This window comes from Ensifer sp. ENS08 (assembly GCF_014852195.1).
Classification (GTDB): Bacteria; Pseudomonadota; Alphaproteobacteria; order Rhizobiales; family Rhizobiaceae; genus Ensifer; species Ensifer adhaerens.
On sequence record NZ_JACVBF010000002.1, the window covers coordinates 389,509 to 403,439 of the forward strand.

The following is a 13,931-nucleotide window of genomic DNA, read 5'->3' on the forward strand; positions in this document are numbered from 1 at the left end:
CTTGGAGGGTTTTTCGATGATCCCATGCCCACTGATGCCCGCCCCGATTTCCCTGTCTGATCGGAAGTCGTTGCCGCATATTTTGAATCATGAAAGCGCGCTATCGCCTTGCTTCCCCGCGATTTCCCGTGCTGCAAAAGATCGGCGCGAAACCTCGCGCGCGGCGTGTGGCCGATGAGCGCGACGAAGACTGCAAACGCTCCCGCCTCCGCCTCGGTTCGCTGGGTGCTCACCAGCCTGTCGCTGTCGATGCTGCTCTCCTCGCTCGGCACCAGCAGCGCCAATGTGGCGCTTCCGGCGCTGGCGGACGCTTTTGGTGTCTCGTTCCAGGCGGTGCAATGGGTGGTGCTTGCCTATCTGCTTGCCATCACCACGCTGATCGTCAGCGTCGGGCGGCTTGGCGATATCGTCGGCCGGCGGCGGCTTCTGCTTGCCGGCATCGCGCTCTTTATCGCAGCCTCGGTGCTTTGCGGCCTGACGCCCGCTTTCCCGCTGCTCGTCGCGGCGCGAGCGATGCAGGGCATCGGGGCTGCGATCATGATGGCGCTGACCATGGCGTTTGTCGGCGAGACGGTGGCGAAGGAGAAGACCGGCAGCGCCATGGGCTTGCTCGGCACCATGTCGGCCATCGGCACAGCGCTCGGGCCGTCGCTCGGCGGCGCGCTGATTGCCGGGCCCGGTTGGCGGGCGATCTTTCTCGTCAACGTGCCGTTGGGGCTTCTGGCGCTCGTGCTCGCCCATCGGTATCTGCCGGCGGACAAGGGGTATGAGGGCAGGGAACGCCCACGCTTCGACGTCGCCGGCACCTTGCTGCTTGCGCTTTCGCTGGGCGCCTATGCATTGGCGATGACGGTGGGCCGCGGCAGTTTCGGCATGCTCAATGTCGCGCTGCTTTCGGCCGCCGTTTTGGGTCTTGCACTGTTCCTGCGGGTCGAGACCAAGGTAGCCTCGCCGCTGATCCGGCCGGCGATGTTGCGTGATCCGGTTTTCAGCCGCGGGCTTCCGACCAATGCGCTGGTCTCGACCGTGATGATGGCGACGCTGGTGGTCGGGCCGTTTTATCTGTCGCGCGGGCTGGGGCTCGATGCGGCGATGGTCGGGCTCGTCCTGTCGGTCGGTCCCGTCATCTCGGCCTTCGGTGGCGTGGTCGCCGGCCGTATCGTCGATCGGCTGGGCGCGGGCTTCGTAGTCACGATCGGTCTTGCCGCGATGGTTGCGGGCTGCGCGGCGCTTGTGCTGCTGCCGGGGCTTTTTGGCGTTGCCGGTTATGTCGCGGCGATCGCGCTTTTGACGCCCGGCTACCAGCTGTTCCAGGCGGCCAACAACACGGCGGTCATGGCGGAGGTGAGCGCGGACCGGCGCGGCGTCGTTTCCGGCCTGCTCAACCTTTCGCGCAATCTCGGCCTCGTCACCGGCGCATCGGTCATGGGCGCGGTCTTTGCCTCAGCCGTGGCGGCAAGCGACATGGCCGGGGCGGCGCCAGCCTTGGTCGCCAGGGGCATGCAGGTGACCTTTGCGGTGGCTGGGCTGTTGACCGTGACCGCGCTGGCGATCGCCGTTGCGGGCAGGGCGTTCAGGCGCGCACAACGGGCCGTCGCCGCGGAGCCAGCTGGAGAGCGTTGATCCCGCAAGAGGCGGACCGCACCGACACGCCGCCGCTCAGCGATCGGCACCCGACCGATTGCGCCACGCCTCTGACGCGAGGCTGTAGCTCTGGTGGAGGATCTCTTCGCCCCTCGAGCGGGAGGCCTTCCGCATGGTTTTCTCAGGGCGAAAGCCGAGCTTGAGCAGGACCTTGCCGGAGGCCGGATTGTCGGCCGCGTGGCCTGATTTCAGCCTCGCGAGCCCGAGCTGCTCGAAGGCGAAGGACACCACTGCCTGCGCTGCCTCGAAGGCATAGCTCTGGCCCCAGCTTGGCTTCTCCAGCCAGTAGCCGAGTTCGCCTTCTTCGCCGTCGATCTCGTCGAGATCGACCAGGCCGATCATGCGGCCTCTGCGATCGATGGCAAATCGAAAGGCCGTGCCGGCGATCCATTCCTGCCGGTGCTCACCGAACCAGCCGGTCATGTCGTCGGGATCGGGTGGAAACTGCGCCATGCGTAGCATCCGCGTGACGTCCCAATCCGACTGGATCTCAAAGGCGCGCTGCGCATCGGCGGGCGTTGTCGGGCGCAGCGCGAGTCGATCGGTCGTCAGCGTGACCGCAGGGCGATTTCCAGTGTTCGCTGCGGATGGGCGCATTGTCAGAGGTTTCCCCATCGATCCGCACTGATCGTCAGACACTACCGCGTTCAGGCGGTCGGCAAACGCTCGAGCCGGGCGCGAAGCGTTTCGAAATCCGGCACGAACCAGATCGAATCACCCTTGTTCGTTTCGCGCACGAAATCGGTCAGCGCCTTGCTGGCTTCGAGCCTGGTGCTGATATCGCCGACGATGGCGAGCCGCATGCGGTAGTTGACGAATTTCTGGAACACCTCGCCGGCGACGCGGGTCGAAAGATCGAGGAAATGGGGACCCAGCCGTTCGACCGGGACTGCCAGCAAGTCGGCCTCATGCGCCCAGCCGTCGCCAAGAAAATCATTGGCGTCGCCCGGTGCCGCAAGCAGGGGGCCATCGACAGCGCATTGCAGCACGCGCGCGGTTCCGATTTCGATCAGCTGTGTCATGCGCCAAGAAGTAGGCTGCAAAGCCCAGGGTTGCAAGGCTGTTGCCTCGGGTTCTGCCGTCGGGGCAGGTTGCGCTCGCCGCCGGCCGGATTGGTCCCGTATCCGCATGTCCGGCCGGTTCGGCCGAGCGGGCATAAGGCGATGTATTTCTAGAAATATATCGATATTCGCAAAAACTGATTGGCGTCCGCAAGTTATGCCGGAACGACGCGTGAGAATTTCTCGGGAATTCCGGTGCCAGTTTTCTGTCAATTTGACACAGATCAATGACCCCTTCTGTTCGGCATTTACTCTGAGGCACGGTGAAAAGCTGTCATCGGCCGGTCACGGGATTGATTTTTATTTCCGGTGGCGCATCTTACCTTGGATTGTGTTGGGGGACGCAGGAATGCCGGAAGTCGTTCAGGCACAGCCGATCGAAAAGCCGCCGCGCTCGCGACGCGCGGAGCTGATTACCTTCTTCGTGCTCGCCTTCGGCATCTGGCCGATCGTCGCCGTCGGCATTGTCGGCGGCTATGGTTTCCTCGTCTGGATGCTGCAGATCATCTTTGGCCCGCCGGGCCCGCCCGGGCATTGAGGTCGAGCCATGAAGGTCGAACCTCTCTCACGCCGTGAACTCTTTACCGGCCGCGCTGCCGCAAAGCCCGTCCGCATCCGCCCGCCGGGCGTTTCGGAGCTCAGCCTTGCCGCCTGCACCGGTTGCGGCGCCTGTGCGGAGCGATGTCCCACCGCCATAATCCGTCTTTCTGACGGTCTTCCCTTCGTCGACTTTTCGGGCGGCGAATGCACCTTCTGTGGTGCGTGCGAGGAAGCCTGTCCCGAGCCGGTATTCACCGAGAAGGCCGTGCGCCGTTTCCCGCATGTCGCCGCGGTCACCGATACCTGTCTCGCGCGCCGATACATTGCCTGCCAGTCCTGCGGTGAAAGCTGCCCGGAGCAGGCGATCCGTTTTCGCCCGCGTATCGGCGGGCCGTTTCTGCCTGAGATCAACGAAGACCGATGCACCGGCTGCGGCGCCTGCCTCAGTGGCTGCCCGGTGAGTGCGATTGCAGTGAAGGCATTGGAAGTGGAGGTGGCGCATGTCTGAGGCCGCAGCGGCAAAGGCGGGTACGCCCTATCACATTTCGAGCGCCGTGGTCGCCACGATGCCGCAGAGCACCGAAGCGATCCTGGCGACGCTCGCGGGAATGGAAAACGTCGAAATCCATGGCCATGGCGGCGGCAAGATCGTCGTCGTCATCGAAGGCAGAAGCACGGGCGCGCTCGGCGAACGGCTGACACAGATCTCGCTGCTCGACGGGGTGATCTCGGCCAACATGGTTTTCGAGCATGTGGAAATGGAAGAGGAAGGGCAGGAGCCATGAGCGGAGAACTGACGCGGCGTGACATTCTGAAGGCCCATGCGGCCGGCATCGCCGCCGCCACGGCCGGCATTGCGCTGCCTGCCGCCGCACAGCCGGTGCCGGGCGGCGTCAACGCGCTGGAAATCAAGTGGTCCAAGGCGCCGTGTCGCTTCTGCGGCACGGGCTGCGGCGTGATGGTGGGCGTGAAGGAAGGCCAAGTTGTCGCCACCCACGGCGACATGCAGGCCGAGGTCAACCGCGGTCTCAACTGCATCAAGGGCTATTTCCTTTCCAAGATCATGTACGGCAAGGACCGCCTGACGACGCCGCTCTTGAGGAAGCGCGGCGGCACTTACGCCAAGGACGGCGAGTTCGAGCCCGTCAGCTGGGACGAGGCCTTCAACGTCATGGCCGAGCAGGCAAAGAAGGTGCTGAAGGAGAAAGGCCCGACGGCCGTCGGCATGTTCGGCTCCGGTCAATGGACGATCTTCGAGGGTTATGCGGCGACCAAGCTGATGCGGGCGGGTTTCCGCTCCAACAATCTCGATCCCAATGCCCGCCACTGCATGGCGTCCGCCGCCGTCGCCTTCATGCGCACCTTCGGCATGGACGAGCCGATGGGCTGCTACGACGACTTCGAGAACGCCGATGCCTTCGTGCTCTGGGGCTCGAACATGGCGGAGATGCACCCGATCCTCTGGACCCGTGTCGCCGACCGGCGTCTCGGCCAGCCGCATGTGCGCGTCGCGGTGCTTTCGACCTTCACCCATCGCAGCATGGACCTGGCCGATATCCCGATCGTCTTCAAGCCAGGCACCGACCTCGTCATCCTCAACTACATCGCCAACCACATCATCACGACCGGCAAGGTCAACGAGGACTTCGTCAACAAGCACACGAAGTTTGCTCGCGGGGTCACCGACATTGGCTATGGTCTCCGGCCCGACAACCCGGTCGAGGTGAATGCCGCAAACTCCAAGGACCCCGGCAAGACCGAGCCGATGGATTTCGAGGCGTTCAAGGAGTTCGTTTCCGAATATACGCTGAAGAAGACCGCCGAGATGACCGGCGTCGATCCGGAGTTCCTGGAGCAGCTGGCCGAGCTTTATGCCGACCCGAGCCGCAAGGTCATGTCGCTCTGGACCATGGGCTTCAACCAGCATGTGCGCGGTGTGTGGGCCAACCAGATGGTCTACAATCTGCATCTTCTGACCGGAAAGATCTCCGAGCCCGGCAACAGCCCGTTCTCGCTGACCGGGCAGCCGTCTGCCTGCGGGACGGCGCGCGAGGTCGGCACCTTCGCCCATCGCCTGCCTGCCGACATGGTGGTGACCAATCCCGAGCACCGCAAGCACGCCGAAGAAATCTGGCGCATTCCGCACGGTATCATTCCGGAAAAGCCCGGCTACCACGCCGTGCAGCAGGACCGGATGCTGAAGGACGGCAAGCTCAATTTCTACTGGGTGCAGGTCAACAACAACGTCCAGGCGGGGCCGAACACCGCCAACGAGACCTGGCAGGGCTATCGCAACCCGGACAATTTCATCGTCGTTTCCGATGCCTATCCGACGATCACGGCGATGAGCGCCGACCTGATCCTGCCCGCCGCCATGTGGGTGGAGAAGGAAGGGGCCTACGGCAATGCCGAGCGTCGCACCCATGTCTGGCACCAGCTGGTGCAAGCGGGCGGCGAGGCGCGCTCGGACCTCTGGCAGATGGTGGAGTTTTCCAAGCGCTTCACCACCGACGAGGTGTGGCCGAAGGAGATCCTCGACGCCAGCCCCGAATATCGCGGCAAGACGCTGTTCGAGGTTCTGTTCAAGAACGGCGAAGTCGATCGTTTCCCGCTGACCGATGTCAGCGCCGAATACGACAACAACGAAGCCAAGGATTTCGGCTTCTACATCCAGAAGGGGCTGTTCGAGGAGTATGCCACTTTCGGACGCGGCCATGGCCATGATCTGGCGCCCTATGACACCTATCACGAGGTGCGCGGGCTGCGCTGGCCTGTGGTCAACGGCCAGGAGACGCGCTGGCGCTACCGCGAGGGCTTCGACCCCTATGTGAAGCCGGGCGAGGGCGTGAAGTTCTATGGCAACAAGGACGGCAAGGCGATCATCCTTGCGGTGCCCTACGAGCCGCCGGCCGAATCCCCCGACGACGAATACGATACCTGGCTGGTGACCGGCCGCGTGCTGGAACACTGGCACTCGGGATCGATGACCATGCGGGTGCCGGAACTCTACAAGGCGTTTCCGGGCGCGCGCGTCTTCATGAACGCGGAGGATGCCCGCAAGCGCGGCATCAACCAGGGCATGGAAGTGCGCATCGTCTCGCGCCGCGGCGAGATCCGCTCGCGCGTCGACATCCGCGGCCGCAACCGCATGCCGCCCGGCGTCGTCTTCGTTCCCTGGTTCGATGCCAGCCAGCTGATCAACAAGGTTACCCTCGACGCCACCGATCCCATCTCCAAACAGACGGATTTCAAAAAATGCGCGGTCAAGATTCTTCCCGTCACCCTCTAGGGTGGTCACGGCTGGTTCGGGCCGTTGCCAAACGGCCCGCATGGATGGCCCTTGCGGCTGGCCTTCTGATGTTCGTCACGACGGCGGCCGTCGCCCAAGTGGCGGAAAAACTGGTGCCGCAGCTCGAAGGGCCGACGCCGCAGATGGCGACGGAGGCGGCGGCACCGCTGCCGAAATGGGTGGTCGACGACAAGCGCAAGATGCGCGCCTATCCCGACCAGCCGCCGGTCATTCCGCATTCGATCGAGGGCTATGAGCTTTCGGTCAATGCCAACCGGTGCCTGTCCTGTCACAAGCGCGAGTTCACCCAGGATTCGGGTGCGCCGATGATCAGCGTCACCCATTACATGACGCGCGACGGGCAGATGATCGCCGACGTTTCGCCCCGGCGTTACTTCTGCACCGCCTGCCACGTCCCGCAGGCCGATACCAGCCCGCTGGTGCCGAGCAATTTCAAGGACATGAGCGAACTGGGCTTCAAGCCGGCCGGAAGCGAGTGACGACATGATCGCATGGATCAGGAAAATCATCCTTTGGGCCTGGGGCATCATGAAGACGCCGGCCGGCACGCTCGGCCTTGGCTTCCTCACGCTCGGCGGCTTCATCGGCGGCGTCATGTTCTGGGGTGCATTCAACACGGCGCTGGAACTCACCAACACCGAAAAGTTCTGCACCTCGTGCCATGAGATGCACGACAACGTCTATCAGGAGCTGACGCGCACCATCCACTTCTCCAACCGCTCGGGCGTGCGCGCCAGTTGCCCGGACTGCCACGTGCCGCATGAATGGACCGACAAGATCGCCCGCAAGATGCAGGCTTCGAAGGAAGTCTGGGGCAAGATCTTCGGCACGATCAATACCAGGCCGAAGTTCCTCGAGAAGCGGCTGGAACTGGCGCAGCACGAATGGGCGCGCATGAAGGCCAATGACAGCCTGGAATGCCGCAACTGCCATTCCTCCGTCGCCATGGACCTGCAGAAGCAGACGCAGCGGGCGGCCGAGATCCACACCCGCTATCTGCTCTCGGGCAAGGCCACCTGCATCGATTGCCATAAGGGCATCGCCCACGAGCTGCCCAACATGGAAGGCATCGATCCAGGCTGGAAGATGCCGCCGGAACTGGAGGGCAAGAAGATGGCCAATCAGACGCCGATCGATGATCTCCGGCAGGCGATGGCGGATCTGCATATGCAGGCGCAGTAAGACGCGCCGGCCCGCCTGAGCCGCATTGAATTCTCCAGGGCCATGCCGGTGCGGTGTGGCCCTCTTTTTTACGGTTCTTGGGCAGTGCGTCCTTCATTCCTGTGCTTGTCACAGGAATTCAGCCGCGTCGCGTCGGCGGCGCGAGGGACCTGGTTCCCAAGAGGCGTCGTGCCAAGACCGTACTTCCCGCCGTGCCGACGCACGGCTGCTGGATCTCTGTGACGAGCACAGAGATGAGGGTGGGTGGGGGCCGGCATCGTACCAAGCCGCCAGATGAGGGGAGTGGCTTGGGGGTTCTTGAACCAAAGGCGCACATTCGGATCTGCGGCGATGGTCTTGTCGAGCAGTGCTTTTCTCTCTTCATTTCCCCCCGCCAATCTTTTTTCGGAAAAAATTCGACACCGCTGTCGGCGCCGCCATTTCCCGTTCGTCATTTAGGCAGGGAGGCAATCTGGCTTCCTCCACCGGAGCGGGATAGGAAAAAAATCCGCGCGGGTCTTTCGCCCGCAGCCTGCTCTCACTATTTGGGTTTCACCACGCCGGCACCCCCAGAGGTCACGAGGACCGGGACTGGCGTGACAGAGGAGAATGGACAATGCGCGTAGTGGTTTTTGTAAAGGCGACCAAGGACAGCGAAGCGGGCAACATGCCCTCGACCGAGCTCTTGGAAGCCATGGGCAAATACAACGAGGAACTGGTCAATGCCGGCATCATGCAGGCGGGCGAGGGGCTGCATCCCTCGTCGCGTGGCGCCCGCGTCGCCTTCGACGGCGCCGACCGCATGGTCATCGATGGCCCCTTTGCCGAGACCAAGGAACTGGTCGCCGGCTTCTGGATCTGGACCGTCAAGGACATGGCCGAGGCAATCGCCTGGGTGAAGCGCTGCCCGAACCCGATGCCGGGCCCGAGCGAAATCGAAATCCGCCCGGTCTTCGAGATGGAAGATTTCGGCGACTTGGTGACGCCGGAGATCGCCGCCCAGGACGAGCGCCTGCGCGAGAAGATCGCCAACCAGTAAGGGCTGTTAGCCGAACCTTGGGGTGGCCTTGCCCATCTCCCCAGGTTTAACCCGGGAGCAACTCTGCTTGCCCCTCACCCTAACCCTCTCCCCGCAGGCGGGGAGAGGGTACGAGCCCGGTTCTCGGTGATTTCGAACGCAGCGCCGTCACGGTCAAATGTGTTTGGTCGGGGGGCCGGATTGCGGTGCTTGTCGCCGAGGGAGTGAGTGCCACGCATGTCCTTCTCCCCGCCAAGCGGGGAGAAGGTGCCGGCAGGATGAGGGGCAAGTCCTCACCGCGGGATGAGGGGCAGCCGCCGGTGTTGCGCGGTGACAAGGTGTTGTGCGGCGAGCGGGACGAAGGCCGTTCGCGGGATGAACGGCTGCCACGGTGTCCGGATCGTGTCGACGTTGGCAGGACGTCCGCTCTGCTTCCCGTAGAGATTGTATTAACCGTGTTCGTTTACCTTATTTCCGGGGTTTGAACCGGAGTGGGGCAATGGTCAGGACGAGCAGTTTCGTCATTTTTCTTCTTTCAAGTGTTTCGATCGCGGCGGCTGCTGATATCGATGGTCCGTTGGTGGGGCCGCAGGACGCCTATGAGGTGCCGGTGGAGCAGGCGTCGGGCGGCATCGTCGGCTACGTCGAGACGTCCTACGGCGCTGCCGTGGACTCGCCCGGCGATATCGATGCGGATGCATGGGACCTGCGCGGTGCGGTGAACTTCGACGCCGGCGCCGGCTTCAACCTGCAGGTCGATCTCGGCTACACGCGCGCCTCCTTTGAGGATATCGACACGAACAGCTATGACGGCGCGCTGCACGGCTACTACCGCAATGATCTCTTTGCGGCAGGCGTTTTCGTGCAAGGCGCACGCCTCGACCCGGGCATCGGCCTCGACCTCAACGATTACATGGGTGGCGTCGAAGCGGCCTACTTCCTTGATACCTGGACGCTGCATGGCGCGATCGGCTACGGCCAGGCGAGTGTGGAAGACTTCGACGACATCGATGCCGATCATTACATGGGCTCGCTCGGCGCGCGCATCTACGCGACCGACAACCTGCGCTTCGACGTTGATGGCTCGCTGCATCGCATGAGCGAAAACGACCTGGATTACGACCTGCGCAGCGTCAAGCTGACGGCCAACTACCGGCTGGACGCTTTCCCCGTTACGCTCTTTGCCGGCTACAAATACACCAACGAAGAGCTTTCAGGGCTGAGCGCTTCGGTTTCCGGCGACACCAGCACCCTCTTCGGTGGCCTGCGCTTCTCCTACGGTTCGACGACGCTCAAGGAAGAAGAGCGCCTCGGCCCGGTCTGGTCCAGCAATCGCCTGGCGTTCTGATCGGCTTGGCAGGCGGCAGCATTTTGCGCCGCTGCCAGCCAGGTACAATCATCAAGCAAGAGCATGGTGGCACCGCGCGTCTGAAGAGGCGCGCGGTGTTCTTATGTTATCGCAGGCTCCGGAGATAATTGGCCCGATCGAACGGGTTCGCACCCAACCGGGGCCGGGAAGGCTGCGTGCCTGCGATCGGCGCGTAGTGATCGAAGCTGTTTTCGAGCACGCCGGCGCCGCTGGTGAGCCCCGGCAACTGCCGCTGGACGCCTTGGACGTTGGCCGATGCGATCGTTCCGGCAAGCCGGGCGACGCCACCTTCGATGATCGAATCCGTCGTCGACGCGCCTGACTTGGCGAGCAGCGTGTGAATGGCCGTCAGGACGGACGCGGGCGCTTCAAGGCGGAAGCTGTCGATCGGCTCGCAGACGACCGTTCCGGCCGAAGACAACGCCTCGGCGAGCACCAGCGGCGTCAGCCGGCGAAAATCGACGGCGGTGCTGGCCGGCGAGGTCTGGCGCGCCGCTGTCATGGCGACGTGGCAATCGATCACCTGCCAGCCGAAGAGCCCGGCCTTCAGCGTTTCGGCAACGGCCTCTTCGACCGCCCGGTAAAAGCTCGCAGGCATCTGGCCGACATCCACTTCGAGGGCAAAACTGTTGCCCGCTGCCGCCGGCCGCGGTTCGATCCTGAGGCCGACGGTCGCAAGGAAGGGGTTCGGCTCGCGGAAGATGATCTCGATGCCGGTTCCGGTGCCAAGGGGCCGTTCGACGCAGATGACCGTGCTTTCCTCGAAATGCGCCTCCAGCCCGAAATCGGCCGACAGGGTGGCCTCGATCACCTCCTTCTGCACCTCGCCATAGAGCGAAACGAACATCTCGCTGGCATCGTCGCTGGTGCGCAGGTTGATGAACGGGTCCTGTTCGGCCAGTTGCTGAAGGGCAAGCCACAGCGCCGTGTTGTCCGAAGGGCGCCTCGGCCGCACGAGGGTTTCGAGCGTCGGCGGGGCGAAGTGAAACGCTCCGGCACGCCTTCCGTCGACGCCGACCCAATCACCGATGCGGGCATGGGCAAGCCCGCCCACCTTGGCGATGCGGCCGGCTGTCACCTGGTCCACCTTTTCCAGCCGGCCCTGGTCGAAGAGCTGGATGCTGGTCACCTTCGCCGCGCCGCCGGGAAGGACGAGATAGTCGCGCATGGCGACGGTGCCGGACGTCAGGTTGAGAAAGGCGAGCTTTTCACCGCCCCAGCCGCGCTCGATCTTGAAGATCCGGCCTTCGACCGGTGCATCCGGGGCGGGCGCCTTCGCCGGCAACAGCGTCTCGATCGCGGTGATCAGGCCCGGCACGCCGACGCCGGTCATGGCGATGCCGCAATAGACCGGGTGCAGAAGGCCTTCGGCAAGCTGCGTCGCCAAGGCCTTCCGCAGCCGCTCGACAGTCAGACGCTGCGGTGCCAGCACATAATCGTCGAGCAAGGCTTCATCATTGGCGGCAAGCGCTTCCGAAAGTGCCGAAAAATGCGGTTCCTGCGCAAAGTCGATCGGCTCGGCTCTCGTGTGTCGGCTGCCGGCCTCGACCGCCGCCGACATGATGACGGGGCGGACCGAGAGTTGGCTGGCGATCTCTTCGACCACTTCGGCGGGACGCGCCCCGAGGCGATCGATCTTGTTGACGAAGAACAGGAAGGGGACGCCGAGGCGGCGCAAGGCGCGCACCAGCACGCGGGTCTGCGCCTGCACGCCTTCCACCGCCGAAACGACCACCACGGCGGCACCGAGCGATTGCAGCACGCGCTCGACCTCGGCGATGAAGTCCGGATGCCCGGGGGTGTCGATGAGGTTTACGACCAGATCGCCAAGCCTGAATGACACGACGGAGGCGGCAATGGTGATGCCACGCTGCCGTTCGAGTTCAAGGCTGTCGGTCTGGGTATTGCCGCTATCGACGCTGCCGAGCCTGTCGATCGCGCCGGTGTCAAAAAGGAGTCTTTCCGTAATGCTAGTCTTGCCTGCATCCACGTGGGCGAGGATGCCCAGATTCAATGTGCGCATATCCCATCAGCTTCTCAAAAATTCGGATCTGGGTTTCTTGAGAAGTGACTCGGCGCATCGGGGCCTCCAGACTTGAGCTTCTTGCGGATCGCGCAACCCACGGCAGGCGAGGGTGCTCGTGAAATCTAAGGACGCCACAGGAAGGGCGTCAAGCGCCGCCTGACAACTCCGACGCGGTGTTGCAGATTTGCTGGTGTGGTCGGGGCCATCGAAAAATGGCGACGCTCCCGCTTCGGGCGGTCACGCGAGGACAGGCCGAACACAATGTCTGGTCGTACTTATTAGTATATGCTAACTTCCTCCCGCCAAAGAAAAAGGGGGAGGCAAACATGGACATGACCCGTCGCGCCGTCGCATTGGGCGGCGCCGGCCTGCTTGCATCAGCATCGTTCTTACCTGCGAACGCGCTGGAATCGCCGCTTTTCGATCCGGTCGAGGCTGCCGATGATTTCTGGCTGGCGGTGGAAGCCTATATCTACGGCTATCCGCTGGTGACGACGGAAATGACCCGCCGGGTGGTGACCAATGTGGCCAAGCCCGAAGGCAGCAAGGGGCCGATGGGCCACGTCATCAAGCTGCGTGAATATCCGAACGCATCCTTCAAGGATGTCACCGCGCCGAATGCCGATACGCTGTACACGACAGCCTTCGTCGATGTGGGCAAGGAGCCGTGGGTGCTGTCGATCCCCGACATGAAGGATCGCTTCTTCCTGTTTCCGATGCTCGACGGCTGGACGACGGTGTTTCAGGTGCCGGGCAAGCGCACGACCGGCGGCGGGGCGCAGGCCTATGCCATTACCGGGCCGGGCTGGCAGGGAAGCCTTCCCGACGGCGTGACCGAATACAAATCCTCAACCGGCATCGTCTGGATCCTCGGGCGCATCTATTGCGATGGCACGCCGGAGGACTATGCGGCGGTGCATGCACTTCAGGACGAGTGCAAGCTTTGTCCGCTCAGCGCCTATGGCAAGGACTGGACGCCGCCGGTCGGCAAGGTCGATCCGTCGATCGACATGAAGACGGCGGTGCGCGAGCAGGTCAATCGCATGGATGCGGTCGAATATTTCACGCTTCTTTGCGAGTTGATGAAGACCAATCCGCCGACGGCGGCGGATGGCGAGGCGATCGCCAAATTTGCCGAAATCGGCATCGTGCCGGGCCAGGACTTCGACAAGAGCAAGCTCGATGCCGCCTTCGTGTCGCGCATCCCCGTCATGGCGTTCCATCGCATCATGCTGCACTTCAAGTTCAGCGATGGTGACATCCAGAACGTCAACGGCTGGGGCTTCACCACCAAGACCGGCATCTACGGCACCAACTATCTGCAGCGGGCGCTGATCACGGCGATCGGGCTTGGCGCCAATCGTCCGCAGGATGCGATCTATCCGACGTCGCTGAAGTCCAGGGACGGCCTGGTTTCCCGCGCCTATCACGGCTCCAACAAATACGTCGTCACCTTCCCCAAGGGGCAATTGCCGCCGGTGCGCGGCTTCTGGTCGATCACCATGTACGACGAGAACTATTTCTTCGTCGACAATCCGCTCAACCGCTATTCGATCAGCGCGCGCGTCAGCCCCAAGGCCAATGCCGACGGTTCGACGGAGATCTACATCCAGAATGAATCACCCGGCAAGGACAAGGAAAACAACTGGTTGCCGGCGCCGAAGGGCAAGTTCATCCTGATGATGCGGCTCTATTGGCCCGACGACAGCCCGCCTTCCATTCTCGACGGGTCGTGGCTCATCCCGCCGGTGAAGAAGGCGGGATGACAGAGGCGAAAGAGTCCCTGCGTCTTCGCGTGAAGG

12 protein-coding genes and 1 pseudogene are annotated in these 13,931 nt (G+C 63.3%); 10 read left to right on the top strand and 3 right to left on the bottom strand.

The window, feature by feature from the left end; all coding sequences use genetic code 11:
- Positions 1–174: 174 nt before the first annotated feature.
- A complete protein-coding gene (locus tag IB272_RS07460) occupies positions 175–1,623 on the top strand; it encodes an MFS transporter (RefSeq protein ID WP_192444260.1) in 1,449 nt (482 codons plus the stop codon).
- Positions 1,624–1,659: 36 nt separating this feature from the next.
- Here IB272_RS07460 and IB272_RS07465 read toward each other — a convergent pair whose 3' ends face one another.
- Positions 1,660–2,241: a GNAT family N-acetyltransferase gene (locus IB272_RS07465; RefSeq protein ID WP_192444261.1), complete on the bottom strand. Its 582-nt coding sequence runs from the start codon at positions 2,239–2,241 to the stop codon at positions 1,660–1,662.
- Between the two features lie 50 nt (positions 2,242–2,291).
- Entirely contained in the window at positions 2,292–2,666 is a 375-nt protein-coding gene (locus IB272_RS07470) for a DUF4180 domain-containing protein (RefSeq protein WP_034793127.1), read from the bottom strand.
- Positions 2,667–3,054: 388 nt separating this feature from the next.
- Here IB272_RS07470 and napE point away from each other — a divergent pair, with 388 nt between their 5' ends.
- From napE to IB272_RS07510, 8 genes and pseudogenes are all read left to right on the top strand, one after another.
- Positions 3,055–3,243 carry a periplasmic nitrate reductase, NapE protein gene (gene napE, locus IB272_RS07475; protein WP_034793129.1) on the top strand — a complete coding sequence of 63 codons (189 nt, stop codon included), beginning with the start codon at positions 3,055–3,057 and terminating at the stop codon, positions 3,241–3,243.
- 9 nt (positions 3,244–3,252) lie between these two features.
- On the top strand, positions 3,253–3,753 hold the full coding sequence (napF, locus tag IB272_RS07480; RefSeq protein WP_089043552.1) for a ferredoxin-type protein NapF: 501 nt from the start codon (positions 3,253–3,255) through the stop codon (positions 3,751–3,753).
- A pseudogene (locus tag IB272_RS07485) lies at positions 3,746–4,052 on the top strand (chaperone NapD). Before napF ends, IB272_RS07485 begins: the two are co-directional and overlap by 8 nt.
- Complete coding sequence (napA, locus tag IB272_RS07490) at positions 4,027–6,534, top strand: periplasmic nitrate reductase subunit alpha (protein WP_060603598.1); 2,508 nt, start codon at positions 4,027–4,029, stop codon at positions 6,532–6,534. The pseudogene IB272_RS07485 and the gene napA overlap by 26 nt, the downstream one beginning before the upstream one ends.
- 44 nt (positions 6,535–6,578) lie before the next feature.
- A complete protein-coding gene (locus IB272_RS07495; protein ID WP_089043553.1) occupies positions 6,579–7,034 on the top strand; it encodes a nitrate reductase cytochrome c-type subunit in 456 nt (151 codons plus the stop codon).
- Positions 7,035–7,038: 4 nt separating this feature from the next.
- Positions 7,039–7,737 (top strand): NapC/NirT family cytochrome c, encoded by a 699-nt coding sequence (locus IB272_RS07500; protein WP_034793141.1) that lies wholly within the window; start codon positions 7,039–7,041, stop codon positions 7,735–7,737.
- 595 nt (positions 7,738–8,332) lie between these two features.
- Positions 8,333–8,755, top strand: a complete 423-nt coding sequence (locus tag IB272_RS07505) for a YciI family protein (RefSeq protein ID WP_060516071.1) — start codon at positions 8,333–8,335, stop codon at positions 8,753–8,755.
- Positions 8,756–9,233: 478 nt separating this feature from the next.
- Complete coding sequence (locus IB272_RS07510) at positions 9,234–10,082, top strand: hypothetical protein (protein ID WP_034793150.1); 849 nt, start codon at positions 9,234–9,236, stop codon at positions 10,080–10,082.
- A gap of 106 nt (positions 10,083–10,188) precedes the next feature.
- Here IB272_RS07510 and IB272_RS07515 read toward each other — a convergent pair whose 3' ends face one another.
- Positions 10,189–12,126 (bottom strand): TetM/TetW/TetO/TetS family tetracycline resistance ribosomal protection protein, encoded by a 1,938-nt coding sequence (locus IB272_RS07515; protein WP_192444262.1) that lies wholly within the window; start codon positions 12,124–12,126, stop codon positions 10,189–10,191.
- A gap of 329 nt (positions 12,127–12,455) precedes the next feature.
- Between IB272_RS07515 and IB272_RS07520 the strand changes: the two genes are divergently transcribed.
- Positions 12,456–13,895 (top strand): DUF1254 domain-containing protein, encoded by a 1,440-nt coding sequence (locus tag IB272_RS07520; protein ID WP_060583235.1) that lies wholly within the window; start codon positions 12,456–12,458, stop codon positions 13,893–13,895.
- Positions 13,896–13,931 lie beyond the last annotated feature (36 nt).

Coding starts and splice junctions, on each gene's coding strand:
- IB272_RS07460 (WP_192444260.1), top strand. CDS start 175: ATGAGCGCGACGAAGACTGCAAACGCTCCCGCCTCCGCCTCGGTTCGC.
- IB272_RS07465 (WP_192444261.1), bottom strand. CDS start 2,241: ATGCGCCCATCCGCAGCGAACACTGGAAATCGCCCTGCGGTCACGCTG.
- IB272_RS07470 (WP_034793127.1), bottom strand. CDS start 2,666: ATGACACAGCTGATCGAAATCGGAACCGCGCGCGTGCTGCAATGCGCT.
- napE (WP_034793129.1), top strand. CDS start 3,055: ATGCCGGAAGTCGTTCAGGCACAGCCGATCGAAAAGCCGCCGCGCTCG.
- napF (WP_089043552.1), top strand. CDS start 3,253: ATGAAGGTCGAACCTCTCTCACGCCGTGAACTCTTTACCGGCCGCGCT.
- napA (WP_060603598.1), top strand. CDS start 4,027: ATGAGCGGAGAACTGACGCGGCGTGACATTCTGAAGGCCCATGCGGCC.
- IB272_RS07495 (WP_089043553.1), top strand. CDS start 6,579: ATGGCCCTTGCGGCTGGCCTTCTGATGTTCGTCACGACGGCGGCCGTC.
- IB272_RS07500 (WP_034793141.1), top strand. CDS start 7,039: ATGATCGCATGGATCAGGAAAATCATCCTTTGGGCCTGGGGCATCATG.
- IB272_RS07505 (WP_060516071.1), top strand. CDS start 8,333: ATGCGCGTAGTGGTTTTTGTAAAGGCGACCAAGGACAGCGAAGCGGGC.
- IB272_RS07510 (WP_034793150.1), top strand. CDS start 9,234: ATGGTCAGGACGAGCAGTTTCGTCATTTTTCTTCTTTCAAGTGTTTCG.
- IB272_RS07515 (WP_192444262.1), bottom strand. CDS start 12,126: ATGCGCACATTGAATCTGGGCATCCTCGCCCACGTGGATGCAGGCAAG.
- IB272_RS07520 (WP_060583235.1), top strand. CDS start 12,456: ATGGACATGACCCGTCGCGCCGTCGCATTGGGCGGCGCCGGCCTGCTT.